This is a genomic window from Pseudonocardia parietis, assembly GCF_017876315.1.
Taxonomy (GTDB): Bacteria; Actinomycetota; Actinomycetes; order Mycobacteriales; family Pseudonocardiaceae; genus Pseudonocardia; species Pseudonocardia parietis.
On the sequence record NZ_JAGINU010000001.1, the window covers coordinates 619,355 to 644,821 of the forward strand.

24 protein-coding genes are annotated in these 25,467 nt (G+C 74.2%); 10 read left to right on the top strand and 14 right to left on the bottom strand.

Features of this window, described 5'->3' with window-relative positions; translation table 11 throughout:
* Positions 1-126: 126 nt before the first annotated feature.
* The 3 genes from JOF36_RS02995 to JOF36_RS03005 all read right to left on the bottom strand — a co-directional run bounded on the left by JOF36_RS02995 (position 127) and on the right by JOF36_RS03005 (position 2,893).
* Complete coding sequence (locus JOF36_RS02995) at positions 127-1,767, bottom strand: FAD-dependent monooxygenase (RefSeq protein WP_210024900.1); 1,641 nt, start codon at positions 1,765-1,767, stop codon at positions 127-129.
* 112 nt (positions 1,768-1,879) lie between these two features.
* Positions 1,880-2,209 (bottom strand): DUF3040 domain-containing protein, encoded by a 330-nt coding sequence (locus tag JOF36_RS03000; protein ID WP_210024901.1) that lies wholly within the window; start codon positions 2,207-2,209, stop codon positions 1,880-1,882.
* Between the two features lie 153 nt (positions 2,210-2,362).
* Positions 2,363-2,893, bottom strand: a complete 531-nt coding sequence (locus tag JOF36_RS03005) for a dTDP-4-dehydrorhamnose 3,5-epimerase family protein (RefSeq protein ID WP_210024902.1) — start codon at positions 2,891-2,893, stop codon at positions 2,363-2,365.
* Between the two features lie 209 nt (positions 2,894-3,102).
* On the opposite strand from JOF36_RS03005, the gene JOF36_RS03010 reads away from it, so the two are divergent.
* The 3 genes from JOF36_RS03010 to JOF36_RS03020 all read left to right on the top strand — a co-directional run bounded on the left by JOF36_RS03010 (position 3,103) and on the right by JOF36_RS03020 (position 5,404).
* On the top strand, positions 3,103-4,239 hold the full coding sequence (locus tag JOF36_RS03010) for a class I SAM-dependent methyltransferase (protein ID WP_210024903.1): 1,137 nt from the start codon (positions 3,103-3,105) through the stop codon (positions 4,237-4,239).
* Positions 4,240-4,293: 54 nt separating this feature from the next.
* Positions 4,294-4,656 (top strand): BlaI/MecI/CopY family transcriptional regulator, encoded by a 363-nt coding sequence (locus JOF36_RS03015; RefSeq protein ID WP_210024904.1) that lies wholly within the window; start codon positions 4,294-4,296, stop codon positions 4,654-4,656.
* Positions 4,657-4,771: 115 nt separating this feature from the next.
* Positions 4,772-5,404, top strand: a complete 633-nt coding sequence (locus JOF36_RS03020; protein WP_210024905.1) for a trimeric intracellular cation channel family protein — start codon at positions 4,772-4,774, stop codon at positions 5,402-5,404.
* A gap of 6 nt (positions 5,405-5,410) precedes the next feature.
* Here the strand turns inward: JOF36_RS03020 and JOF36_RS03025 are convergent, their stop codons facing one another.
* Positions 5,411-6,646 (bottom strand): amidohydrolase, encoded by a 1,236-nt coding sequence (locus JOF36_RS03025; RefSeq protein WP_210024906.1) that lies wholly within the window; start codon positions 6,644-6,646, stop codon positions 5,411-5,413.
* 183 nt (positions 6,647-6,829) lie between these two features.
* On the opposite strand from JOF36_RS03025, the gene JOF36_RS03030 reads away from it, so the two are divergent.
* The gene (locus JOF36_RS03030) at positions 6,830-8,080 is read left to right on the top strand and encodes a TerC family protein (protein ID WP_210024907.1); all 1,251 of its coding nucleotides are present in this window, start codon (positions 6,830-6,832) and stop codon (positions 8,078-8,080) included.
* Positions 8,081-8,110: 30 nt separating this feature from the next.
* On the opposite strand, the gene JOF36_RS03035 is transcribed toward JOF36_RS03030, so the two are convergent.
* The gene (locus tag JOF36_RS03035; protein ID WP_210024908.1) at positions 8,111-9,724 is read right to left on the bottom strand and encodes an SDR family oxidoreductase; all 1,614 of its coding nucleotides are present in this window, start codon (positions 9,722-9,724) and stop codon (positions 8,111-8,113) included.
* Between the two features lie 50 nt (positions 9,725-9,774).
* Positions 9,775-11,106 (bottom strand): AI-2E family transporter, encoded by a 1,332-nt coding sequence (locus JOF36_RS03040; protein ID WP_245350646.1) that lies wholly within the window; start codon positions 11,104-11,106, stop codon positions 9,775-9,777.
* Between the two features lie 516 nt (positions 11,107-11,622).
* Here JOF36_RS03040 and JOF36_RS03045 point away from each other — a divergent pair.
* Positions 11,623-12,096 carry a hypothetical protein gene (locus JOF36_RS03045; RefSeq protein WP_210024909.1) on the top strand — a complete coding sequence of 158 codons (474 nt, stop codon included), beginning with the start codon at positions 11,623-11,625 and terminating at the stop codon, positions 12,094-12,096.
* Between the two features lie 553 nt (positions 12,097-12,649).
* Positions 12,650-13,867 carry a D-arabinono-1,4-lactone oxidase gene (locus JOF36_RS03050; RefSeq protein ID WP_210024910.1) on the top strand — a complete coding sequence of 406 codons (1,218 nt, stop codon included), beginning with the start codon at positions 12,650-12,652 and terminating at the stop codon, positions 13,865-13,867.
* A gap of 7 nt (positions 13,868-13,874) precedes the next feature.
* Here the strand turns inward: JOF36_RS03050 and JOF36_RS03055 are convergent, their stop codons facing one another.
* Positions 13,875-15,203 carry an amidohydrolase family protein gene (locus JOF36_RS03055; RefSeq protein WP_210024911.1) on the bottom strand — a complete coding sequence of 443 codons (1,329 nt, stop codon included), beginning with the start codon at positions 15,201-15,203 and terminating at the stop codon, positions 13,875-13,877.
* Between the two features lie 13 nt (positions 15,204-15,216).
* Positions 15,217-15,861: an NYN domain-containing protein gene (locus JOF36_RS03060; RefSeq protein WP_245350648.1), complete on the bottom strand. Its 645-nt coding sequence runs from the start codon at positions 15,859-15,861 to the stop codon at positions 15,217-15,219.
* Between the two features lie 146 nt (positions 15,862-16,007).
* Between JOF36_RS03060 and paaI the strand changes: the two genes are divergently transcribed.
* The gene (gene paaI, locus JOF36_RS03065) at positions 16,008-16,400 is read left to right on the top strand and encodes a hydroxyphenylacetyl-CoA thioesterase PaaI (RefSeq protein ID WP_210035084.1); all 393 of its coding nucleotides are present in this window, start codon (positions 16,008-16,010) and stop codon (positions 16,398-16,400) included.
* 14 nt (positions 16,401-16,414) lie between these two features.
* Here paaI and JOF36_RS03070 read toward each other — a convergent pair whose 3' ends face one another.
* The 4 genes from JOF36_RS03070 to JOF36_RS03085 all read right to left on the bottom strand — a co-directional run bounded on the left by JOF36_RS03070 (position 16,415) and on the right by JOF36_RS03085 (position 20,893).
* Positions 16,415-17,650, bottom strand: coding sequence for a nitric oxide synthase oxygenase (locus JOF36_RS03070; protein WP_210035085.1), 1,236 nt, complete (start codon positions 17,648-17,650; stop codon positions 16,415-16,417).
* Between the two features lie 540 nt (positions 17,651-18,190).
* Positions 18,191-18,940, bottom strand: a complete 750-nt coding sequence (trmB, locus tag JOF36_RS03075; RefSeq protein WP_210024912.1) for a tRNA (guanosine(46)-N7)-methyltransferase TrmB — start codon at positions 18,938-18,940, stop codon at positions 18,191-18,193.
* On the bottom strand, positions 18,933-19,937 hold the full coding sequence (locus JOF36_RS03080) for a glycosyltransferase family 2 protein (protein ID WP_210024913.1): 1,005 nt from the start codon (positions 19,935-19,937) through the stop codon (positions 18,933-18,935). The genes trmB and JOF36_RS03080 overlap by 8 nt, the downstream gene beginning before the upstream one ends.
* Positions 19,938-20,011: 74 nt before the next feature.
* Entirely contained in the window at positions 20,012-20,893 is an 882-nt protein-coding gene (locus JOF36_RS03085; RefSeq protein WP_307862187.1) for a glycosyltransferase family 2 protein, read from the bottom strand.
* A gap of 337 nt (positions 20,894-21,230) precedes the next feature.
* Here JOF36_RS03085 and JOF36_RS03090 point away from each other — a divergent pair, with 337 nt between their 5' ends.
* Entirely contained in the window at positions 21,231-21,989 is a 759-nt protein-coding gene (locus JOF36_RS03090) for a hypothetical protein (protein ID WP_210024914.1), read from the top strand.
* Positions 21,990-22,098: 109 nt separating this feature from the next.
* The gene (locus JOF36_RS03095) at positions 22,099-22,443 is read left to right on the top strand and encodes a DUF6802 family protein (RefSeq protein ID WP_210024915.1); all 345 of its coding nucleotides are present in this window, start codon (positions 22,099-22,101) and stop codon (positions 22,441-22,443) included.
* A 3-nt stretch (positions 22,444-22,446) separates the two neighbouring features.
* On the opposite strand, the gene JOF36_RS03100 is transcribed toward JOF36_RS03095, so the two are convergent.
* Both JOF36_RS03100 and JOF36_RS03105 read right to left on the bottom strand, forming a co-directional pair.
* Positions 22,447-22,902, bottom strand: a complete 456-nt coding sequence (locus JOF36_RS03100) for a hypothetical protein (RefSeq protein ID WP_210024916.1) — start codon at positions 22,900-22,902, stop codon at positions 22,447-22,449.
* 79 nt (positions 22,903-22,981) lie between these two features.
* A complete protein-coding gene (locus JOF36_RS03105; RefSeq protein WP_245350650.1) occupies positions 22,982-23,554 on the bottom strand; it encodes a TetR/AcrR family transcriptional regulator in 573 nt (190 codons plus the stop codon).
* A gap of 136 nt (positions 23,555-23,690) precedes the next feature.
* Here JOF36_RS03105 and JOF36_RS03110 point away from each other — a divergent pair, with 136 nt between their 5' ends.
* Entirely contained in the window at positions 23,691-25,286 is a 1,596-nt protein-coding gene (locus JOF36_RS03110) for an MFS transporter (protein WP_210024917.1), read from the top strand.
* Positions 25,287-25,467: the final 181 nt, after the last annotated feature.

Sequence of the window (25,467 nt, forward strand, 5' to 3'; positions counted from 1 at the left end):
CTGACAACCACCAGACGCGAGCTTCCCTCCGCTCCGTGACTCGGGACCCGTGTGACGTACACCACTGCCGCCGCATCCGCAGCCGGTCGACCCGCTACCGGCGCGACGGACCTCGAGCGCCCGGCATCAGTCGCGCAGCACCGCGGCCAGACACGTCCGCACCGCGTCCGCGTCGGGCGTCGCCCCGCGGTGGCCGATGTAGCCGTCCGGGCGCACGAGCACCGTCGTGCCGTCGCCCGCCCGGTAGGCGGCGCGGAACTCCCCGGCGGCATCGCGGAGCACCGGCACCTGAACCGTCGACCCGTCGATACCGTCCGCGAGCACCGCGTAGGCGGCCAGCGCCCCGGCCGCCCGGGCCGGTACCGCGTCGAGCACCTTGTCGAGCAGCGCGGCGGTCTCGTCGGTGTCGGCGTAGAGGAGCAGGGTGTGGGTCGGGCCCGCCAGCAGCTCGAACAGCCGGAGCGGGAACTGTGCGACGTCGCGGCGTAGTCCGCGGGCGTCGGGTGCGCGGTCGCCCGCCTGCGGCGCGTCCGGGGCGAGACCGGCGTCGGGTGTGCCGACGACCGGGCTGCCGCGGTACCCGACGAGCAGCTGGGCTTCCCGGCGGACGGTGCGGAACGGATCGTGCGGGTCGATCAGCACCCCGGTCGCGGCGGCACGGACGGTGCGGCCGACGACCTCCTCGCCGACCGGGCGGCGCTCGGCGTCGTAGCTGTCCAGCAGCCCCGGTGCCGCTGCGTTCCGGACGGCGAGTGCGAGCTTCCAGGCGAGGTTGACCGCGTCCTGGATCCCGGTGTTCATGCCCTGGGCGCCGGTGGGCGGATGAATGTGCGCGGCGTCGCCCGCGACGAACACGCGACCGCGGCCGTAGGCGTCGACGATCCGGTGGCTGATCCGGAACACCGACGACCAGCGCAGGTCGCGTGCCGTGGTCGGTTCGGGCGCCAGCCTGTCGAGGACGGCCTGGATGTGCGCGAGCCCGGGCTGCCGGCCCGACTCGAAGCCGTGTGCGACCTGGTCGCGGCCCGGAGCCGGTGTCGCCAGCTCGGGCGGGGTCAGCATCGACATGCGGTAGCGGTTGCGGCCGGGCAGGGGGATGCACACCAGCGCGTCGTCCACCGTGCCGCCGGCCTCGTGCGTGGCGCGCACGCCGAACCCGGCCGGGAGCGACCAGTCGACCTCGACATCGCCGAGCATGTACTCCTCGGCGAACGCGCCGCCCTCGAACGTGAGGCCCAGGCCCTTGCGGACCGTGCTGTGCGCGCCGTCGGAGCCGACCAGGTAGCGGGCGCGGACGCGTGCGGTCCCGGACGGGCCGCGCAGCTGGGCTGTGACCCCGTCCTCGTCCTGGATGAAGCCGGTCAGCGTGGTGCCGCGCTCCGGGCGCGTCCCGTGCCGGGCCAGCGCCTCGGAGAGGATCCGCTCGGTCTCGTACTGGGGCAGGGCGAGGAAACCGAACGGCATGTCCGGTGGGAGGGCGAACTCGAGTGTGGAGACCAGCTCGCCGTTGCGGTACACGAGCTGGCCGAGCATCGGGATGCCGGCGTCGAGGGCGTCGGCCAGCACTCCGGCGGACTCCCAGAGTTCCAGCGTGCGCGGCTGCACACCGACCGCCTTGGCGTAGCGCGGAGGTGCGTCGAGGGCGTCGACGATGCGGCAGGCGACGCCCCGCCTGCGCAGCTCCAGGGCGGCGGTCAGCCCGACCGGGCCCGCCCCCACGACCAGCACGTCGGTGGTGTCGGTCGTGGACTGATCGTCGAACGTCATGGCGCCCTCGCTCCGGTGGTCCGGCCCCGCCGGACGACTCGTCAGCGCCCTGCGATTCGTTTCGGACCCGGACCCGGACCCGGAGCTGTGTGCGAGGTCGGGACGAGGGACGTCAGGCGGTGCCGGGGCGGGGTGACGGGACGACTGTCGCCGCTACGCCCAGCGACAGAGCGGCGAGGACGATGCCGATGATCACGACCGGCACGCTGACCGCGAGCGCACCGACCAGCAGGATCAGCAGGGACAGCCCGAGCAGGGCGGTCGGCAGCGGTCCGGCGCGGTGTACCGACCGCCCGGTGCCGCGCCCGGCCGCCGGGGCCGGACCGCTCCGGGACCGGGCGCCGGAGGTCAGGGCGGCGAAGCGCCGGACCAGGCGCGGATCGGTGAGCCGCAGCTGCAGCTCGATCTCGTGCAGCCGGCGGACCTCGCGTTCGCTGAGCACGTCAACACCCCTCACCTCGACGTCGGCACGGTGTGTGCCGGTGGGCGGCCTGGGGCGTCGTCGATCCGGGCCGGTGGGCGACATTACGTGATCGAATCGTGATCTTCCTGGCCGGCCGGGGCGGCTGTGGCCGCACTCACGTCCAGAACGTGGTCACCACAGGGTGACGCGGTCCCGGCGGGGCCCGGCCGGGGCGCCGAGCCGGGCGCAGAGGGCGGCCCAGGACCGGTCGGCGTCGGGCGTCCGGACGGGGCGGGGCCGCAGCCACCGGATGTTGAGCCCGGGATCGTCCGGGTCCGCGCCGAGCCGGTCCCGGCGCGACGGGCGGGCCGGGGACCGGACCTCGACGAGCGTGCCGTCCGAGACCGCCTGCACCCCGTACAGGCAGCCGGGCGGCACGAGCAGCGTGCGGCGGCCGTCCAGCAGCGCCACGGCGAGCCGGCCGAACGTCTGCGCGTCGGGCCGGGCGTCGATCAGGACGGCGTAGCCGCTCCCGCGGGGCACGCCGAGAAGGACCTGGTCGTCGGGGTGACCGTGCAACCCGTACACGGCGTCGCGGGCCGGTCGTCGCCGTCGCCGCACGACGAACGTGGCCGCGTCGACCGGGCCGGAGGCGTGCGCCTCGGGCACCGGACCGGGGTCGAGCAGCAGCGCGTCCGGCACCACGGTCGCCACGACGTGCACCGGCCGCTCCCCTCGTCCCCGCCGGTCACTCCGCGCGACGCGTGGCCCGGCAGGTCTGCTTCTCGTACCTGGGACGACAACGAGCGAGGCTGCGCGCAGTGACGCAGGGCGAGAGGTCGCTGCTCCGAACGGGTTGACGACGGGCTCTCCGAATCGCTCACTACTATCGCCGATAGTGGACCGACGATCGGGACGAGGAGACGGTGAGGATGCACTGCCGCGCTTGCCGCGACGAGCGGGGCGAGATCGTCCTGGATCTCGGCGAACAACCCCCGTGGGACCGCATGCCGTGGGCCGGCACCCCGCTCCCCGATCCGGCGTCCCCGCTGCGCATGTGGCTGTGCCGCGCCTGCGGTCTGGCCCAGCTGGAGACCGACGCCTGCGCCGTCGAGGAGCTGCCCGGCGTCGAGCCCCGGGCGGTCGCCGAGCAGAGTGACCGCGCGGTCGGCCGCCTCGCCCGGGAGGGCCTGGTCCGGCCCGGCGGGACGGTCGCCGAGTTCGGCAGCCCGCACGGCGAGTCGTGGCTGTCCCGGCTGACCGGGCGCGGGATGCGGGACGTCGATCCCGCGGCCCGCGGTGCCGCAGGCCGCGCCGACCTGGTCGTCGACTTCTACGGCCTGCTGCACGAGCCCGACCAGGAGAGCGCACTGCGCCGCCGGGTCGAGCTGCTCGCGCCGGGCGGCACGCTGGCGTTGCAGCTGCTGCCGCTGGGCACCGTGCTGCGCGACGGCCAGTGGTACGACCTGCGCCACGGGCACTACGCCTACTGGTCGCTGCCCGCCCTGGACACGGCCCTGCGCCGGCACGGCCTCGGCGTGCACCGTGCCTGGTGGTACCCGCTGTCCGGCGGCACGCTGCTGGTCACGGCCCGGGAGGGCGCCGAGCCGGACGCCGACACCCGGCGGCTGCTGGCCGAGGAGGACGAGCTCGGCGTCACCGATCCGGGCGGGCTCGCCCGGCTGCAGGCGGCCGCCGACGGTGCCCACGATCTGCGGACCTGGCTGGAGGCCGAGCGGGCGGCAGGCCGGACCGTCGCCGGGTACGGCGCGGCGTCGCGGGCGGTGCCGCTGGTCTGCCGCGCCGGGATGCGGGCGGACCTGCTGGCCGCCGTCGGTGACGCATCGCCGGCCAAGCAGGGCCGCCGGATGCCGGGCACCGACGTCCCCATCGTCTCGCCTGCCGAGCTGGTGTCACTGCGCCCGGACCGGGTGGTGCTGTTCCTGCCCGACCTCGCGAGCGAGGTGCGCGCGGCACTGCCCGAGGTGGAGGCAGACGGTGGACGCTGGGTGACGCTCGACCCCTGCCCGCGGCTGCTGACCCCGGAGCACAGCATGTCGACAGGGTGAGTCCGACCGGTGCGCATGGGGGGTTGCGGTTACTCTGTGGCACCGGGAGGCAACATGCGAGGTCGACTCGGTGAACTCGAGGCCGCCGTGATGGACGTGCTGTGGTCCGTCGACGCGTCGTGTCGTGTTCGCGAGGTCCGCTCCCACCTCGCCCCCGCCCGTCCGCTGGCCTACACCACGGTCATGACCGTGCTCGACAACCTGCACCGCAAGGGCTGGGTCCGGCGTGAGCTCGAGGGCCGCGCCTATCGCTACCGGCCCGCCGCCAGCCGCGAGGAGGAGACCGCGCGGGAGCTGCGGGACCTGCTGGACGCCCACGAGGACACCGAGACGGTGCTGCTGCACTTCGCCCGCTCCGTCTCCGAGCGGGAGTCCGCGGTGCTGCGCGACGCGCTCGCCGGGCCGGATCGCGGTTGACCCCCTACCGCGGTTATGGGCGAGGTCGGCCCGGCGTGACGGTCCCGCTCCCCCCATGATGGTCCCGGCCGGATCATGACCCCGGGACGCTCCGGCCGGACGCGGGAGGTGACTCATGGCGGGCGAGCCGCCGATCCTGCTGATCCTGGACCTCGCCGGGACGTTCGCGTTCGCGCTCAACGGCGCGCTGACCGCGGTGCGGATCGCCCGGCTGGACATCGTCGGCGTCCTGACCCTCGGCATGATCACCGCGATGGGCGGCGGCATCCTGCGTGACGTGCTCATCGGGTCGGTGCCGCCGGCCGCCTTCCTCGACTGGCGGTACCCGGCCCTGGCCCTCGCGGGCGGTCTGATCGCCTTCCTGCTGAGCAGGCACCTGGACCGGCTCGAGATGCCGATCAACGTGCTGGACGCGATCGGGCTGAGCACGTTCGCGGCCATCGGCGCGACCAAGGCGCTCGCGGCCGGGCTGGGCATCGGCCCGTCGATCGTGCTGGGCGCGGTCACCGGCGTGGGCGGCGGGACGATCCGGGACACGCTCGTCCGGCGGATCCCGTCGGTGCTGCAGAGCGAGCTCTACGCGATCCCGGCGCTGATCGGTGCGACCGTCATGGTCGTCAGTATCAGGCTGGGCTTCGAAGGCCTGTTCATGTCGCTGTGCGCGATCGGTGCCTGCTTCGCCGTCCGGATGGCCGGGGTCTGGTTCAACCTCCAGGCACCGTCCCCGCCGGGCCGTCCCCGCGACTGACGCCCGTCACCGATCGTGCGGCGCGAGCCACGCCAGCGCCGCGACGACCAGCGCCTCCGTTCCGGTGTCCAGGGTCGGATCAAGTACCGGCGCGAAGCCGGAGGAGTGGTTGGCGGGGATGTCCTGCGACACCCGCCCCTGTCGCGCGGCCCGGTCGTAGGTGTCCGGGTCGACACCGCCGAAACCCCAGTAGGAGTAGGGGACGCCGTCGAACGCGCCGGTGAGGTCGCTGAAGTCCTCGCTGGCGGTCCAGCGACCGAGCTCGCCCGCACGGTCCCCGAAGTACGCGGTGAACGCCTCGGCGACCGTGCGGGTGGTCGCGGCGTCGTTGTCGGTGACCGGGTACCGGTCGAAGAGCTCGACGTCCGGGTCGCGCGGTGACCGCGAGGCCCGGCACTCGGCATCGACGATGCGCCGGACGGCCTCGAGCACGTCCGAGCGGGTCCGCTCGTCGTAGGTCCGGATGTTGAGCTGGATCTCGGCCCGGTCCGGGATGATGTTGCTCTTGGTGCCGGCCCGGATGCTGCCGACGGTGAGCACGGCCGCCTCCCCCGGCGCGACCTCCCGGGCGACGACGGTCTGCAGGCGTACGACGATCATCGCCGCCAGCGGCATCGAGCCGTGCGCGCCCCGCCCGTACACGGTGATGCGCATGCTGTCCCCGGCCGCCAGGGTCGGTCCCGGGTTGGTGCCGACGGTTCCGGCCCGCATCGGCAGGACATGCTGCCCGAGCAGGACGTCGGGCCGCGGGACGAGGTCGCCCAGGCCGTCGTCGACCATGCGGCGGGCCCCGTCGGAGACCTCCTCACCCGGCTGGAAGAGCGCGATCACGGTGCCCGCCCACTGCCCGGTGGCGCCTGCCAGCAGCTCGGCCGCGCCGAGCAGGCAGGTGACGTGCACGTCGTGCCCGCAGGCGTGCATCACCGGTGTCCCGTCCACGGTGACCGTGCTGGCGTAGGGCAGCCCGGTCGTCTCCTCGACGGGCAGGGCGTCCATGTCGGCCCGCAGCAGCACCGTCGGCCCGGCCCCGTTGGCCAGCACGCCGACGACCCCGGTGCCGCCCACCCCGGTGTGCAGCTCGAACCCGCTCTCCGCCAGGCGTTTCGCGACCTCCGATGCGGTGCGGTGCTCCTGGTGGGACAGCTCCGGGTGGGCGTGCAGGTCCCGGTAGAGGTCCTCCTGCCGGCCCCGGATCGTGTCGAGGCCGGCCAGGACGGTCGACGCGGGCGGGTCGTGCGGCATGGGCGTCGTCCTCTCCCTCCGTGGCCGGTCACCACGATGATGGGCGCGCGGGGACCGGCCCGCACGGTCGGGCGACGGAGCACGCCAGGGTTTGCGCTCCCGTCCGTGGTCGGCGAAGGTCGGGCCGGCCAGGAATCGGCTCACGGTCCGCCTGCGGCGGTCCGAAGCGGACGGAGGGTCTCCATGGGTGTGCCGGCCGGGATCTGGTGGCTGACCATCGCGTTCATCGTCGGACTGCTCGCGTTCGACTTCGTGTTCCACGTGCGCAAGGCCCACATCCCCACGCTGCGCGAGGCGGGGATCTGGTCTGCGCTCTACGTCGGGATCGCGCTCCTGTTCGGCGTCGCGGTCCTGGTGTTCGGCGGGGTGCAGATGGGCACCGAGTACTTCGCCGGTTACGTCACCGAGAAGGCGCTCTCGGTGGACAACCTGTTCGTCTTCCTGATCATCATCTCCAGCTTCAAGGTGCCCCGGGCGGACCAGCAGAAGGTGCTCCTGTTCGGGATCGTGTTCTCGCTGATCGCCCGGACCGGGTTCATCTTCCTGGGCGCGGCGCTGATCAACACCTTCGCGTGGGTGTTCTACGCGTTCGGCCTCATCCTGATCATCACCGCCGGGAACCTGCTCAAGCCCGGTGACTCCGAGAGCCGGCCCGCGGACAACTTCGTGATCAGGCTGGCCAAGAAGGTGTTCCACACCTCCGACACCTATGACGGGGACAAGCTGTTCACCGTCAAGGACGGTCAACGGATGATGACCCCGATGCTGCTGGTCATGGTGGCCATCGGCGGAACGGACATCCTCTTCGCGCTGGACTCCATCCCGGCGATCTTCGGCCTGACCCAGAACGTGTACCTGGTGTTCACGGCCACCGCGTTCTCGCTGCTCGGGCTGCGCCAGCTCTACTTCCTCATCGACGGGCTCCTCGACCGGCTCGTGTATCTGAGCTACGGGCTGGCCGCGATCCTCGCGTTCATCGGCGTCAAGCTCATCCTGCACGCGCTGCACGAGAACAACGTGCCGTTCATCAACGACGGACAGCCGGTCGGCGTGGTGGAGATCAGCACCGGCCTGTCCCTCACCGTGATCATCGGAGTGCTGGCCGTCACGGTCGTCGCATCCCTGCTCAGCCCCAAGGGGCGCGGCCAGAACGCGGTGTCGGGAGCCCGGCGCCACGCCGCCGAGTACCTCGACGTCGAGAAGGACCCCGAGCAGCGCGAGCGCCTCTACAACAAGCTCCTGGAGGAGGAGGCGGTCATCCGGAAGCTGCCGGAGAAGTACCGCGCCCGCATCCGCGAGGAGGACCGGCTCATGGACCTGCTCCGGCGCGCACACGCCGCACACGACGCCGGCGACCGGACCGGGACGGAGGCCGGGACCGATGCCGTCGCCCGCTCCGACGGAGGTACGGACCGGCCGGACACCGGCGGGTAGCCGGCACCGGGCGGCCGAACGGCGAGGTGGTCAGGCGGCCCGTCCGAACCGGGAGCGCCGCCGGGGCGGGCGCCCGGCAGACGCCTCCGGAACAGTGTCGGCGGGCCCGGACCGCTCGGCGGTCCGCGTGATGTTGCGGACCATCCCGCCGAAGACGATCCCGTGGAACGGTGCGACGGCCCACCAGTACAGGTAGCCGGGCAGCCCGTGCGGGACGAACACGGCGCGCTGGTGGTAGCTCGAGCCGCCGTCCCGCGGTGCCACCGACATCTCCAGCCACGCCCGGCCGGGGACCTTCATCTCGGCGCGCAGCCGCAGCAACCCCGCTTCCGGTGCCACGTCGCTGTCCGGTGGCCGGGGTCCACCCGGCTCCAGGATGCGCTCGACCCGCCACCAGTCCAGGGCGTCACCGGTGTGCAGGTCGTCGGGGTCCCGGCGCCCGCGGGCCAGGCCCACCCCGCCGACGGCCCGGTCCATCCACCCACGCACCGACCAGGCCAGCGGGAACGAGTACCAGCCGCGCTCGCCGCCGATGCCCTCCACGACCTGCCACAGCCGCTCCGGGCCTGCCGCGCAGTCCCGCTCGCGCTCGTCGAGATAGACGCGGCCGCCGGCCCAGGCGGGGTCGCTGGGCAGCGGGTCGGACGGCACGTCCGCCACGGCGGCGCCCGACCAGCGGGTCTCCACCTCGCCCCCGGTGATGCGGGCCAGCGCCAGCTCGGCGGCGTGGTCGTAGCCGATCAGCCCCTCCGGCGGGTCCGGCACGAGGGAGCGGATGTCGTCCTCGGCGCAGACCACCTCGTGCACCAGCGACTCGATCAGCGGGGTCGCGATCGACTTCGGCACCGGGGTCACGATGTCGATCCAGTGCGCGGACAGCGCGGGCGTCAGTACCGGCACCGGCAGCACCCGACGCCGGGAGAGCCCGGCGACGGCCGAGTAGCGCTGCATCATGTCGAGGTAGGTGAGGACGTCCGGACCGCCGATGTCGAACGTCCGGTTGATCTCGCCGGGGAGCTCGGCGACCCGGAGGAGATAGCGCAGCACGTCCCGGACCGCGATCGGCTGGATCCGGTTGTGCACCCAGCGCGGTGTGACCATCACCGGCAGCCGCTCGGTCAGGTGGCGCAGCATCTCGAAGCTCGCCGAACCCGACCCGAGGACGACCGCGGCCTGCAGGACGACGGTCGGGACGCCGGAGCGCAGCAGGGTCTCCCCGACCTCCACCCGCGACGCCAGGTGCGCCGACAGCCGGCCCGGTCCGACGTCCGGGTGCAACCCGCCCAGGTAGACGATCCGCCGGACCCCCGCCGCCCGGGCGGCCTTGCCCAGGATGAGCGCGGCGCGCCGGTCGGTGGCGGCGAAGTCGGAGCCGGACAGTGAGTGCACCAGGAAGTAGACGACGTCGACGTCCGCGCAGGCCGCCCGCACGCTCGCCGGGTCGAGCAGGTCACCACGCACGATCTCGGCGTCGGCCGCCCAGGGAGCGTCGGCGAGCTTGTCAGGGTCCCGGACCAGGCAGCGGACCTGCACCGGTCCGGCGTCCGGGCCGGGCGCGAGGTCGGCTTCCGGGCCGTGGCCCAGCAGTCGCGGCGCCAGCCGGCCGCCGATGTATCCGGTCGCTCCCGTGACGAGATATCGCACGACGGCGATCGTCCCACCGGTTCGCCTGCGCGGCAGGACGCGTGAGCGGCTCAGCTCGTCGTCGTCGCCGGTGGGATCCCGTCCCGTGCCTGCAGCGGGTTCACCTGCTCGGCCGGCACCTCGTGCGGGGTGACCAGCGAGCGCACCGCCGCCGTCAGCACCGCCAGCAGCGGTACCGCGAGCAGCGCCCCGGTGATCCCGGCGATCACGACGCCGGCGGCGACCGCCAGCGCGACCGCGAGCGGGTGCAGCCGCACCGCCCGGCCCATCAGCAGCGGCTGCAGCACGTGGCTCTCCAGCTGCTGCACCCCCAGCACGACGCCGAGCACGACCAGCGCCGTCGGGAGACCGTTCGCGACCAGTGCGATCAGGACGGCGATCGCGCCGGTCAGCACGGCCCCGACGATCGGGACGAACGCACCCACGAACACCAGCGCCGTCAACGGGACCGCCAGCGGGACATCGGTGATCCACAGGCCGAGCCCGATCCCGATCGCGTCCACGATCGCGACCAGGACCGTCGCCCGGACGAAGCCGACCAGCGACGCGAACGCGCGGCGCCCCGCGACGTCCACCCGCTCGCGGCGCTGCGCGGGGGCGATCAGGCGCAGGAACGCCCAGAGTCGGCGGCCGTCGTACAGCATGAAGATCAGCGCGAACAGGCACAGCGCGAACCCGGCGAGGACCTCCCCGACGGTCGCCGCGGTGCTCACCGCACCGGAGGTGACGGTCTGCTGGTTGTCCTGCAGGGTTTGTAGCAGCTGGTCCCCGACCTGCTCGACGTCGACGTCGAACGGGGTCGCGTCCACCAGGCCCTGCAACGACGCCACGCTGATCGTCAGCTGCCCGATCAGGTCGGCGGTGCCGTCGACCAGCGTGTTCACCACGAGGGTGAGCAGCCCGCCGAGCGCGGCGAGCCCGCCGACCATCACGATCACGGTGGCGAGACCGCGGGGTACCCGCCGCTCGTGCAGCCACTGGACGAGCGGGGCCAGCAGTGCGGCGAGGAGTACGGCGATCGCCACCGGGATGACGACCACCCGCAGCTGGATGAGCAGGAAGATCAACAGCGCCACCCCGGCCGCGATCACCAGCATCCGGGCGCACACCTCGGACGCGATCCGCAGCGGGGCGGGGACCTCCGACCGTGGTGGCGGGCGGCGGAACCGGCGCGGGACGGGGTCCTGCTCCGCCGGTGGGGCGGGCGGCGAGCCGTCGGTGCCGTGGGTGTCGGTGCCGTGGGTGTCAGGGCGGTGGGTGTCGTGGAGGTGGCCCTCCGAGGCGAGGTGGCCCTCCGAGGCGCCGACCGCGCCGGGCGGGTCGTCCGGCGGCGGGTCCTCGGCTGCCGCCGGAGCGCCCTCGGGCCCACTCCGCTCCGCCATGGACCCGACGCTAGCCCGATCCCGACCGACGGGCGCGTGACGCGATCCGGTGAGCCCCGGGGGACCCCCGGACAGCCCAGCGGGCGTGCGTACGGAGCAGCGCACGCCGCTGGTGATCACCCGGCGTCGAACTACACCCGTGTAGTGGACACCCCGAGGACCAGTGCGCGCACGACCGGGTGGATCGCCCGTCACGCACCGCACGACCTCGTGGCCGACCTGCTGATCATCGGTCGTCGTCCGGGGTCGTCGATGCGCGCCGGGCGACCGTACGACGCGGAGATGGTTACTCGCTGGTCCACTGGAGCGCCGGATCAACACTCTCCGTACATGATGCGGAGCGTGACGGCGTCGCTACGCCACTCGTACGAGCGGAACTACGACAGAAGCTGTAACGGCCGTTTCCCCGCTCGTGTGTCACCCGTTGACCGGGTGAGTGGGCCGAACGGCGGTACGTCGAGTCTCTGACGACCGTGCGGCGGTTCATGACCGACCAGGGGAGCAGGAGGTACGGCGGTGCACGAGTTCGACCACGAGTCCGGCAGCAGCGGTCTCGAGTCCTCGATCCGGAACCGGCGCGCCAGGCGGGACGGCTGGCCGTTCCCGGGCCGCCACGAGTCGCACAACGAGATCCAGGAGGAGACCCCGATCTTCCATTCGCTCACCGTCGGTGGCTGGCGCGAGCGGCAGCGCTCCGGGACGGCGGGTCACGCCGTCCGCCGGGTGCACCGCGGGACCCTGCGCACCACGCGCCGGACCCCCGAGATCGCGCAGACCGCCGACAGCGTCGCGCAGTTCCACTCCGATCCGCTCGCGGCGCCGGTCCCCGCCCAGTCCGAGCCGGCCCGGCCCGAGGCCCGGAACGAGGTGGGTGACGCGGCGATGGCGATGCTGCGCCGCCGTCGCGACGCCGGGCGGGCGGCCGACCGGTCGGCGATCGCCGACCTGCTGAACGGTGCGGGCCGCCATCGTCTGACCCGTAGCGCCTGAGCGGAGAACGCAGGCAACCAGCAGGCTCCCGGCACGTCTCGGGAGATGAAGCCGCTACTCGCGGCCCGATCCGGTGGGGACCGGAGCAGGCCGCACATGTCGTCCCGCGGAGACCTTGGGCCGTGGGGTGGGTGACGACGACCGGCTGGGGAGCAGGGTCGTCAGCACGCACGGCGAGGGCCGGGCCCGGAATTCGGAAGGGAGCCGAATCCGGACCGGCCCACGCATGCGCGCACGCCACGGGCACGTCTCGTGCGGCACCGGGGTGCGGTCGCGCCGGCACCCGGAGCCGTGGGGAGCGCGGTTCCGGGCGGTACGACCCGCCGGGTTCGGGACGCCGTCGTCCCGGCCTCGGGTGGCGCCGTGATCGCCACGGAGTGTGACCGTATCGGGCGGCCGTCCGGGTCACAAGGGTCCGGTGCGGGTGTTCTCCCGTCCCAGCAGCCCCGGCAGCCTCCGCCGTCCCGCTCCTGGCCCCGGCGTGTCGCCCGACACGTCCGCGCGCACACGAATCGCTCCGCACAGTGACGTCGGGCGTTCTACGCTCCCTGTGATGAGCACCGATGCTGCGGCGACCGGCCCCCGTCGTACGGACCGCCCACTGGATGAGGCGGGTGTGGTGACCGCGGTGCGCCGTGCCGCCGAACGCCACACCTCGGTACGCCCGACCGGCGCCGGTGGCCGGGCTCCGGGCCCGCTCGTCCGCACCGACGACGTACTGCTCGACGCGTCCGCGCTGACCGGCGTCGTCGAGATCGCCGAGGGCACCGTCCGGGTCCGCGGTGGGGAGACGGTCGCCGACCTGTGTGCCGCCCTGGCCGCGTCCGGCCGGGCGCTCGCCACGGTCCCGGACGCCCCGCGCGCGACGATCGCCGGCGCCACCGGGCTCGGCATGTACGGCGGTGCGCCGGACGCGGGCTCGCTGTCCGACCAGGTGCTCGCCGTCCGGCTGGTCGACGGGCGGGGACAGGTCCGCGAGGTCACCGGCCCGGACCTGGACGCCGCCCGCTGCGGTCTCGGCGCGCTCGGCGTGATCACCGCGCTGGAGCTGCGCACCGTGGGTCTGGTGTCGCTCCGGGTGCACGAGGAGGCGACCCGCCTGGCCGACCTGCTCGCCGGGGACCAGCTGGACGTGCACGCCTGGACCGAGTGCGATGTCGCCGTCCACACCGGGCAGGCGGTCCTGCGCTGGGCCGAACCCGATCCGGAGGAGACCGACACCGGAGCCGACGGCAAGGCCGGATGGGGGCAGGCGGTGTCCCGGCTGGCGTCGTCCTGGTGGTCGTCGCGCTCCTCCTGGCCGCCGCCACAGCGCTGGGCACCCGGCACCACCGGACCCCCGCACGAGGTACTGCCGGACCCGCAGCCGTGGGACCCGGACCTGGCCGAGTGGGCAGTACCCCGGGACGCGCTCGGCACCGTGCTGCGCGAGCTGGGTGCGGCCGTCGCCGCCCGCGGCCACGAGCTGCGCCCGGTGCGGGTGCGGACCGGACCCGCCGAGACCGGCCTGCTCCACCCGGCCGCCGGCCGGGCCACCGCCTACCTGCGGATCCGGACCCGCGGCCCGGCCGAGGAACCGATGCGCCGGTTGGCCGGTGCGGTGCTGGAGGACGCGGCGGGGCGGCCGTGCTGGACGACCCGGCACGACTGGGGCCCGGACGAGCTCGCCGTCGCCTACCCCGGCTGGGCGGCGTTCCGCGAGGTCCGCGACCGGTTCGACCCGGACCACCGCTTCACCGACCCGCACCTGGCGGCGGTGCTGGGCGACTAGCGCCCCGTCAGCCCAGCGACCGGCGCAGCCGGGCCGAGATCGAGCGGATCGCGGACAGGGAGGCGCGGCGGTCGGCCATCGTCGGCTCGCCGCCCTCGACGACCTGCTCGCCGTTCACCCAGACGTCCCGCACCAGCCGCGACCCGCCTGCCCAGACGAGGTTGGACACCAGCTGGGCGTCGTCCTCCGGGGCGACGAACGCCGAGTCGTCGGTGTCGACGTGCACCACGTCGGCCCGCCGGCCTGCCTCGAGCACGCCGAGGTCGTCGCGGCCGATCGCGTGCGCGGCGTCGGCGGTGCCCATCAGCAGCACGTCCGCCGCGGTGAGGGCGGCGGCGTCGTCGGCACCGACCCGGGCCAGCAGTCCCGCCAGCCGCGCCTGGTGCCAGAGGTCGAGGTCGTCGCAGGAGGCCGGTCCGTCGGTGCCCAGACCCACCGGGACCCCGGCGCGGCGCAGGTCCAGCAGCCGGGCGGTGCCCGCGGCGAGCTTCGCGTTCGATCCGGGGCAGTGTGCGACCGCGACGCCGTGCCGGGCGTAGGTCGCGATGTCCTCGTCGGACAGGTGCACCGAGTGTGCCGCGAGCACCCGCCCGCCGAGTGCCCCGCCGGCGTCGAGCATCGCCGGCACCGACCCGTGCGACTCCCGGACCTGCGAGTCCTCGCCGCGGGACTCCGCGACATGGGTGTGCACCAGCGCGCCGCGCTCCCGGGCCGCCGCGGTGACCGACTCCAGGGCTCCCGGTGGCAGCGTGTACGCCGAGTGCGGCCCGTAGCCCAGCTCGATCCGGCCGTCGACGTCCGGGACGAGGCCGTCGGCGTCGATCCGGGCCGAGACGTCGTCGCGCATCTGCTCCCACGTCCCCAGCCGGTCCCAGCCGGGTGCGGCGATGATCCCGGGGGTCAGCACGGCGCGGGAGCCCGCGGTCCGCACGGCGTCGATCAGCGCGTCGGTGAAGAAGTACATCTCGACGCTGGTGGTGCATCCGGTCCGCAGCAGGTCCAGGCAGCCGGCGAGCATCCCGGCGTGCACGTCGGACTCGGTCAGCAGGCCCTCGGCCGGCCACATGACGTCGGTCAGCCACGGCATCAGCGGCAGGTCGCCGCCCATCCCGCGCAGCAGCGACATCGGGGTGTGGCAGTGCGTGTTGACCAGCCCGGGCATGAGCAGGCCGGGCAGCGGCCGGACGACGGCGTCGGTCGGCGGGGCGGTCGGCGCCGGCCCGAAGTACGCGATCCGGCCGGTGTCGTCGATGTCGAGCACCGCGTCGCGGACGACCGGGAACCCGGGGGCACAGCTCAGCGCCACCGGGGCGCTGAGCCGCTGCAGCACCGTCATGTCAGTACCCCACTCAGCGCCGGTCCAGCAACGAGCGCAGCGAACGGAACGGCGGCAGCCAGGCGCCCTCGTCGGGCAGCGTGTCGAGCGAGACCCGCGGCAGCGGCTCGCGGAACACACCGTCGATGTCCTCCAGGTCGAGGAAGGAGATCACCTCGGAGGCCAGCGCGAACCCGGCGTACTCCCGGAACCCGATCACCGTGACGTCGGTGGCGGTGTCGACGAGCTTCTCCAGCGGCTCCTTGAACGCCCGCCCGTCCCCGGAGGCCACGACGACGTGCCGCAGCTTGCCCTCACCGGCGCGCAGGTCGATGTGGGCGAGCATGTCGTCGTCGACATCGGAGTCCTCGCTGGTCTTCGGCTTGGCGAAGACGGCGAAGCCGACGTTGCGCAGCGCCTCGACCCACGGACGGACGATCTCGATGCTGCCCGGGGCGACGTTGGTGAACACGCAGGCCTCGGCCTCGGCATCCGGACCGGCGAGGTCCAGCAGCCAGCGGCCGACCGCGTCGAACCGCGGCCGGTACGCCGACGTCGGCCGGGCACCCAGCAGCGAGCCGAGGCTCATGTCCATGTTCGGGGCGTCCCAGACCAGCAGAACCCGATCCAGGGGACCTGTCGGCACGCCTCGTACGTGATGCCCCGTGCCGCTGCTCATGTGGGCGAGCCTAGTCGCCGCCGGACCGCCGGTCCGACGCGCCGGTGTGCCGGGGACGACCGCGCCGGTGCGGACGGGAGACTGGGCCGGTGAGCGACACGGGAGCCCCGGATCCGCAGCGGACCGCCGAACAGACGGCGTCGGCGATGCGGGCGGCCGACCGGGCGGCGCGGGCGGCGGGCGTCGAGGTGGTGGAGGTCGGGCCGGGCCGCGCGGTCGCGGTCATGACGGTCGCCGACGAGCACGCGAACGGGCACGGCGTCTGCCACGGCGGCTACCTGTTCCTGCTGGCCGACGCGGCCATGGCGTATGCGAGCAACTCCCACGGGACCTCGGCCCTGGCGACCGGCGCGGACATCGCGTTCCTGCGCCCGGCCCGGACCGGGGACGTGCTGCGCGCCGAGGCCGTGGAGCGGTCGCTGGCAGGCCGTTCCGGGCTGTACGACGTGACGGTCCGGGCCGGCGACGGGACGGTCGTCGCAGAGTTCCGCGGGCGCACCCGGCAGGTGCCGGGCCTGGCGGCTCCACCGCCGGTCTGACCTCCTACGCGGCGTCAGCCCAGTCCTTTCGGCTCCAGGAACGCGGGCCGCAGCGTGGGGTCGGGCTCGTCGTAGTAGCGGTGGAACACCGGGGTCTGCCCGCCGGACATCGGCGGCACGATCCAGCTCCAGTCGGTGGGGCAGCTGCGACCCGCGGCCTCCTCCTTCGCCAGGTGCCGCAGGAACCGCTCGGACTCGGTGTGGTGGTCGGCCATGGTGACGCCGTCGGCGTCGAACGAGTAGGTCACCGCCCGGACCAGCTCGACCAACGCCCGGTCCCGCCACATGGTCCGCTCCGACCGGGTGTCCAGGCCGAGCCGCTCCGCGATCTCCGGGAGCAGGTCGTAGCGGTCCCGGTCGGCGAGGTTGCGGGCACCGATCTCGGTGTCGAGGTACCAGCCGTTGAACGGTGTGGCCGGGTAGGTCACGCCGCCGATCTCGAGCGGCATGTTGCTGATCGCCGGGACCGAGTGCCAGCGCAGCCCCAGCCGCCCGAACCACGGGTGTTCGGGGTGTCGCAGCGGGACCTCCTGCACCGCGTCCGGCGGGACGTCGAACAGCCGGGAACGGCCGTCCGAGCCGGTGATCAGCAGTGGGAGCACGTCGAACCGGCCCGGTGGCTGCGGCCGTGGCCAGCCCATGCCGGCCACGTGGTCGGTGAAGTCGGCCTGCGCGGGGTCGCCGACGACCGAGCCGTCCGGGTTGCGGTGCCCGGCGTACCGGACGAGCTGGTCGTTGCGGATGCGCGGCCCGGGGCGCCCCGGGGCGTCCGGCGCGAACACCGTCATCGTGGAGCGGATCTTCCCGCCCCGGGTGGCGGCGCGCAGGTGGCCGACGCTCTCCTGCGCGATGTCCGCCGGGTCGTGCAGCTGCCGCAGGTCGCGGACCTGCAGGGACTGCCAGTAGAGCCGGCCGATGCAGCGCGCGGAGTTGCGCCACGCGATCCGGGCACCGAAGACCAGCTCGTGCGTGGTGTGCCCGTAGGTGCCCGTCCGGTCGATCTCGCCCAGGACCTGGCGGAGCCGTTCGGCGAACGGGGCCTCCGGCTCGGTCTCGGCATAGACCTGGCGCAGGAACGTCTCGGCGGCGGCCGGGTCGACCGGGCCGGGGTTCCGCTCGTCGGTGACGCCTGCCGGCGGCGGGTGCCCACCGGAGCGGCCGTGGCCGGTGACGGGGCAGCCCGCCGGTCCGGATGCCGGCCCGGCCGCCGGCCCGACACCGCTCGCGCCGGCGCCCGGCCCGTCGACCAGGGTGCGCACGGTGGCCTGCCCGGACTGCCGCAGCGGGACGGCGCCGGTCGTGCGTTCGGGCAGCGGCGTGGCGATCGTGGCGCGCTCGGCCTGGTCCCGGGCGATGAGCTCCCGGGGGACGGCGGTGGTGGCGTCCGCCTCGGCAGCCGGAGCGCGGCTCACCGCCACGGTGGCGGCCTCGACCGCACCGGCGGGCGGGACGACGGTGACCACCTCGGTCGCCGGCTCCGCCTCCTCGACGATCTCCCGACCGCTCGGCGGCGCGGGCGCCCGGCCGCCCTGCTGCGCGGGCGGCGGTGAGCTCGGCGCGGTGCTCTGCGACGGGCGGGGCGCCGGGCCGGGTGTCGGGCCGGGTGTCGTGCGGGGTGTCGGGCTGGGCCGGAATCCGGCTGGGCGACGGACCGGCCGGGTCGGCTGAGCGGGACCGGGTCGGTTGCTCGCGGCGGGGTCCACCGTCGTCACGGGCGTCCTTCGGGGGTCATCCCGGCGGGGAGGGGATACATCTCGGGGGGCGTCCCGACCGTAACCCGTCACTCTCCGTCATCCGGTGGCGGCGCCCGCGTGATCAACCACGTAGAGCAGATCACGTACCGGGCGTCCTTCCAGATGCGCCCGGTCCTCGAACTTGGTCACCGGGCGGAAGCCGGGGCGTTCCTGCCAGCCGTCCGGCCCGATCGGGAAGGCGTCGTCGGGGCGCAGGGCCGGCTCCGCGGTGACCACCCGGCGCATCTGCTCGGCGTAGTGCGGCCAGTCGGTGGCCAGGTGCAACCGCCCACCCGGGACGAGCCGGGAGGCGGCCAGCCGGATGAACTCCGGCTGGATCAGCCGTCGCTTGTGGTGGCGCCGCTTCGGCCACGGGTCCGGGAAGAAGATCCGCAGACCGTCCAGCGACGCGGGGGCGATCGCCCGGTCCAGGAGCTCGACGGCGTCCCCGCGCAGCAGCCGCTGGTTGGTCAGCCCGGCCTGCTCGATGCGCATCAGCAGCTGCGCCAGCCCCGGCTCGTACACCTCGACGGCGATGTGGTCGGTCTCCGGCTCCGCCGCGGCCAGCAGCGCGGTCGTCTCGCCCATCCCCGAGCCGATCTCGAGGACCAGCGGGGCCGTCCGGCCGAACGCGGCGCGCGGGTCCCGGTACGGCTCGCCCTCCGCGGGCAGGACGTCCTCGACCTCACCACCCAGCTCGGGCCACAACCGCCGCCAGGCCGACTCCTGCCCTTCCGAGAGCCGGATGCGCTGGTGGACGTAGGAGCGGATCCGGGTGTCGAGCGGCCGTGTCGCCTGCTCAGGCACCGGGAGTGTTCCGGCCGGCGGCGGGCAGCCGCACGTGCGCGGTCGCGCCGGGGAGCCTGCCGCGGACGTACCCGGCGGCGGTGACCCCGAAGCAGGCGACGATGGCGGCGGCAGCAGCCGGGTTGCGTTCCTTCGCCTCCCGGACGACACCGCGGGGCAGCACCTTCATCGTGTAGCTGCTCTCGGCAGACAGCGAGTCCCCGGTGCCGACGACCTTCGAGACGGCGGCCTTCGAGATGCCCTCGGCCCAGCCGCGGCGCAGCAGGTAGCGCCAGGAGACGCGATCGTCGGAGACCCGGTGGTCGACCGCGGCTGTCGGCTCGAACAGGATCCGCGGGTTGCGGCCGTCGGCGGTGTAGGCCTGCCGGGCCCGGATGCAGAGCTCGGTCTCCTCGCAGCCCAGCGGGTTCTTGCCGATCCGGCCCATGTCCTCGGCGAAGCCGCCGACCCGCTTGAACACCTCGGCGCGCAGGGACATGTTGCAGCCCATGAGGTTGCGCATCTCGGCCCGCTCGGTGGGCTGGCCGGTGTAGGTGCACCCGACGACCCAGTCCAGCTCGCCGGTCGAGTCCGGGTCGGCCGGGGTGGCGCCGGGCAGGGTGCGCGGGCGGCCGTCCGGCCACTTCGGGTGGGCGATCCCGCCGACGCCGATGACGTCCGGGTCGGCGTACGGCGCGAGGAGCGCGGCCAGCCAGCCGGGGCGCGCGGCCGCGTCGTCGTCGAGGAAGACGACGACCTCGCCGGTGGCCACGGCGACCGCGGTGTTGCGGGCACCGGACAGCCCCTGGGTCCGCTCGTTCGCCACGACCGTGACCCCGCGCGGGCCGAACTCCTGCTCGGCACGCTCGAGGAGCCGGTCGTTGTGGTCGACGACGACGATCGTCTCCACCGGGTGGACGTCCTGGGCCGCCACCGAGTCGACGGCCGCCTTGATGTCGAACCAGCGCTTCTCGGTGTAGACACAGATGACCACGCTGGCGGTCGGCAGGGCGCTCACGGTGTCCTCGCTCCTCGGGTCAGCGCACACCACGGCGTTGGCCGGGGTGGTGCCGGTGGGTCGACGAGCAGTGCTCAGCGGGCGTATCCCGACGCCTTGCGGCGCTGCTCCATGCGACGGTGCTCGGACATCAGCGTACGCAACACGCGGGTGCCGTCGGCGAAGGTCCGCAGGTTGGTCTCGCCGAACATGCGCTCGCGCTCGACCGACGGCACCTCGGTGATCTTGAGGTCGGCGGCGGCGACGCGGCAGTTGAGCACGGTCTCGATCTCGAAGCCGTCGCCCCAGAGCATCGCGCCGTCCTCCGGCTGCGGGGCGGCCGGGTCCGGGAGCTCGAGCTGCGGGAGCAGGTCGGCCCAGAAGGCGTTGTAGCCGTAGCAGAGGTCGGTGTAGTGCGTGCCGAACAGCCGGTTCGCGACACCGTTCAGACCGGCGTTGCCGCTCTTGCGCAGCAGCGTGATGTCGTCCGAGCCGCCGCCCTTGCGGAACCGGCTGCCCTTGGCGAAGTCGGCACCGTTGACCAGGGCGTCGACGAACGCCGGGATCTCGTTCGGGTCGGCCGAGCCGTCGGCGTCGAACATGACCAGGACGTCACCGGTCGCGGCGGTGAAGCCGCAGGCCATCGCGTTGCCCTTGCCCTTGCGGGTCTGGGTGATCACGCGGGCCCACGGCAGCGTGCGGCGCGCGACGGCGACGGTGTTGTCGGTCGAGTTGCCGTCGACGACGATCACCTCGTGCACGGCCGGGCGCACCGCGGCGATGGCCGGCAGCACGATCTCCAGGTTCCGGGCCTCGTTGCGGGTCGGGACGATCACCGACACCGCCGGGTTGGGGCTGCGCCGCGGGGCCGGCCGCGGCCGTGGCCGGCGGAAGCCCTCCGGGCCCTCCGGCTGCGACGGACGGGCGGTGCCGTTCGTCGGGCGGGCAGGGCTCGCCGGGAGGGGCGTCTGTCCCACGCCGGAGCCGGTCTGGTGCCCCGGGCGCGCAGGTGCGCTCGACTCGGGGGTGACGGCCGGGCGGGCGGGCGTAACGGCGCTCACACTTCCTCCATACAGGTCCGCTCTACTCGTCCAACGACGGTGTCGCGGTCTGGTTGCGGTTCTCGTGCCGGGCAGCTTCCTCGGACCCATACGTTGAGACGTCCGGAGCGTCGAGGGGGTTGCCCCGGTCGGTTGATTCGTCCGCTCCCTGGTCGCGGTTCAGCCTGGCCCACCGTCGGTGCCCACCGGTTGCGGGGGGTGGTTGCGCAGTCCTACGCATCCTCGCCGGTCCGGGGCGCAGGACACTCGCGGCATGTCGCCACGAGACCCCTCCGGGGAGCTGCGCCCCGTGCTCGCACTGGCCAGAATGGACTGTGCCGCGACGCTGTCGTCGCAGGTGGACGGCGTGGTGGAGCGGGCGGCACGGCAACCGGGGCGGGCGGTGGACCCCGCGTGGTGGGCTGCGGCGCTGCACCGGCCCGCCCGCGAGTTCGACGACGGCTGGGCCCGCCGCTGCGGTCCCGCACTGCGCCGGGCCGGGTCGGCCCGGACGCTACGACGTACGGGGAGCGGAGTGACGGACATCACTCACGCTGGGTCACGAAGCGCCGCGCCGATTCTGGCCGCCGCGGCCGCCGCGACGCTCCCGGCTCCGCGTCGGTCCGCCGGTCCGGCCCGGCCCGGATCGGCCGGGCCGCTGCTGCCGGGCACCCTGCTGCCGGGATCTGTGCTGCCGGGCTCCGTGCTGTCCGGCACCCTGCTGTCGGGCTCCGTGCTGTCCGGTATCGCCGGTGCCTGGCGGCTCCTGCCGGGTGCCGGGCCGGGCCTGCTCCTGGTGCTGTCCGGACTGACGCTGCTCGCCGGGGCGGCGGTGGCGGCCCGGGTGCGGACGGTCCGTGTCGCGCGGGCCCGGGAGACCGCGGCCCGGGTGCGGGCCGCCGTGCTGGCCGCCGCGGAGCGCGAGCTGATCCGCCGGACCCTCGACGCCGAGCGAACGGCGGGGGTGTGCGCGCCCGTGGTCACCGGGGCACGGTCGGCGCCGAGCAGGGCGGGCGCGGGTCGTGCGGCCTGACCCGGGACCCGGTGTGCGGCTTGACCCGGGCCGCGGGGTGCGGTCTGACCCGGGACCCGGTGTGCGGCTTGACCCGGGCCGCGGGGTGCCGTCTGATCCGGGACCTGGCGTGCGGCCTGACCCGGGGTTCACCGGCCCGGTGCGGTGGCCGTGGGGCGTGACGGGCGTGGCGGTCGCCGGCTCGGCACCGTGGTGGCAGTCGGTCCAGGTCCCGCGGGCGCCCCGGCCGGAGGACCTGTTGCGGGCCGGGTCGGAGGTCCCGGTGTCGGGCCCCGCCGCCCGCGACGCCGACGGCGACGGCCGGGCGGACACCCTCGTCGTCGTCACCCCGGGAGGGACGGAGCTCTGGTCGGATCTGGACGGCGACGGTCTCGCCGACCGGGTGCTCGTCACCGGGCCGCGACCGGACCCGGCGGACGGGCCGCTCGCGGTTCTCCCGGACGGGGAACGCTGAGCGTCAGTCCTCGGGCTGCTCGGACGGGGTCCGCGGCTCGGGGTCCGGCGTGCCGCCCCGGCGGAACCGGCCCGGCCCGCGCCGTTGCTCGGCGATCTTCTGGTCGATCTCGGCGGAGACCGTCTGCTGCCGGCGGCGCTCCCGGAGCCGCAGCAGTACCAGCATCGAGACGCCGTAGGCGATGCCCACGATCAGCAGCACGAGGCCGAGCTTGAACACGATGGTCTGCGCCGGGCCGGCGCTCTCCGTCACATCGATGATCGAGATCATCCCGAGCACGCCGAGCGTCAGCAGGTGGAACAGCACCACCAGCAGCCGGTTGAGGGAGTGCGCGCTCTCCTTGTTCTGGAAGACCTCGTCGAGGAACGGTTGCCCTTGTCGCAGCAGGATCTGCCCGACGCCGACGGTGATCAGCACTCCGATGACCACCAGCGTCAGGTAGCTGCCGGTTCCCTCCACAGTGGGCCCCTCCCCGTGCGTGAACAGGTGTCGAGCCTACCCTGAGCGACCGTCTCGACGCGCTCTGCGCGCAGGCGAATCACCCGGCCCGGGATCGCGTGGTGAGCAGCTCCGTGAGCGTGTCGTGCAGTTCCTCCGGCGAGACACCTCCGGTCAGCGGAGCGCCGGTCAGCGTGCGCAGGTAGAGGCCGTCGCCCACGAGCTGCACCAGCCAGGCCAGCACCGGGTCGTCGATCTCCTCCCGGAGCACGGCCAGGCCGTCGGCATCCACCGCCGCGAGGGCCTCCCGGGCGGTGGTGCCCGCGCTGCTGCCGTCGGCGATCCGCAGCGTCGCCAGGTAGCTGCGGGTCAGCCCGGCGGGCGACTCGGCGCCGGGTACCGACGTCCGCAGGTAGTGGGCCACCGCGCCGGACTCGTCGGCACGCATGAGCTCGGCGTCCTGCGCGCTGCGCTCGCGTAGCCGGTCGAGCAGCCCCGCGACGAGCGACTCCTTCGAGCCGAAGTGATAGAGCAGCCCGCCCTTCGAGACCCCGGCACTTCCGGCGACGGCGTCCAGGGTGGCCGCACCGGGGCCCTGCTCGATCAGCAGCGTCTCGTACGCGTCGAGGATCCGGTCGCGGGCCGGTCGTCCTGCGTTCCGGCGATCGACCATCGACGCAGCCTACCGGCCGTGCCCGGCCTCACACCGGCGGCGGGGAACGAACTGCACCGTCTGGACGGTATACCTATGTACCGTCCGGACGGTGTAGTTCCGCCCGGACCCCGCGCATCCCAGAAGGAGACGAGAGATGTCCCGGCCCGAGGACACGCACAGGGACGCGGCGCCGGCCCGTCCCGGCCCGCGTGCCTGGCTCGCCCTGGCCGTACTGGTGATCCCGACCCTGCTGGTCTCGATCGACAACACGGTGCTCGGTGTGGCGCTTCCCGAGCTGAGCGCGGCGCTGCAGCCGGACGCGTCGACGCTGCTGTGGGTCGTGGACGTCTATCCGCTGGTGCTGGCCGGCCTGCTGGTCACCATGGGCACCCTCGGCGACCGCATCGGGCGCCGGAAGCTGCTGATGATCGGTGTCGCCGGCTTCGGCGCGGTCTCGCTGGCCGCGGGGTTCGCCACGTCCGCCGGGCAGCTGGTCGCCGCCCGCGCCCTGCTCGGGGTGTTCGGCGCGATGCTGATGCCCTCGACACTCGCGTTGCTGCGGACCGTCTTCGTCGACCGGGTGCACCGCAGGCTCGCGCTGGCGATCTGGGCGACCGGGTTCGCGGCAGGCGCCGCGCTCGGCCCGATCGTCGGCGGCCTGCTGCTCGAGCACTTCTGGTGGGGTTCGATCTTCGTCATGAGCGTGCCGGTGATGGCGGTGCTCCTGGTCGTCGCGCCGGTCCTGCTGCCCGAGTCGCGGGCGGAGCGGCCGGGCCGGCCGGACCTGGCCGGCGCCGTCCTGTCGCTGCTGGCGATGGGACCGCTGGTGCTGGGGGTCAAGCTGCTCGGCTCGGACGGCCCGACCCCGGCCGCCGGGCTCGCCGTGCTGGTGGGCACGGGATCGGCGGTCGCGTTCGTGGCGCACTACCGGCGCCGCGTGCGCAGCGGACTGGACCCGCTGATCGATCTGGAGCTGTTCGCCCGTCCCGTGCTGCGCTACAGCGCGCTGGCGAACGCCACGACGATGTTCGGCCTGACCGGCCTGCTGTTCTTCTCCGCGCAGTACCTGCAGCTCGTGCTCGGGTATCCCCCGCTGCAGGTCGGCCTGCTCCTGCTGCCGAGCTTCCTGGTGACGATCGTGGCCGGCCTGGCCGCGGCCCGGCTCGCCCGCCGGTTCCCGCTCCATCAGCTCGTCGCGACCGGCCTGGCGCTGGTGCTGGCGGGCTTCGTGACCAGCCTGTTCCTGCGGGCCGACTCGGCGGTGGTGCTCCTGGTGACCGCCGCGGTACTCATCGGGGCCGGTATCGGTCTCTCCGAGACGATCACGAACGACGCGATCCTCGCCGCGGCCCCGCCGCAGAAGGCCGGTGCTGCCTCGGCGGTCTCCGAGACCGCCTACGAGACCGGCGCGGTGCTCGGTACGGCGCTGGTCGGCGGGGTCCTGTCCGCGGTCTACCGGGCCGGGGTCGAGCTGCCCGGGGGCGCACCGGCCTCGGCCGGGGAGACGCTGGGCGGTGCCGTCGCCGCGTCGGGCACGCTGGCGCCCGGCCCGGCGGAGGCGTTGCTCGCGTCGGCCCGCGAGTCCTTCGTGGCGGGGATGGACGTCGCTGCGGGGGCGGCCGCCGCCGTCGTCGCGGCGGTACTGGTGGCGGCGGGCCTCGGCCTGCGGCGCGCCCACCGGGAGGTGCTGGCCGCCGGCGCCGCCGCGGTCGTTCGCGATCACCCCACGGCGCCGGCTCCCGGCCGCTGAGCGCACGCGCTGTGCCCGCGCCGGTCACCCGGGACGGTGGCGGGTGACCGTCCGGCGGCCCGGCCGGGTGGTTCCGGCGACGCGCCGCGCCCCGGGACTCCCCGATCGGCCGGAACCGCGTCCCCCGGCTGGTTCACTACGGCCGACCGCGGTGGCCCTGCAGGCCGCCGGTTCGACGACA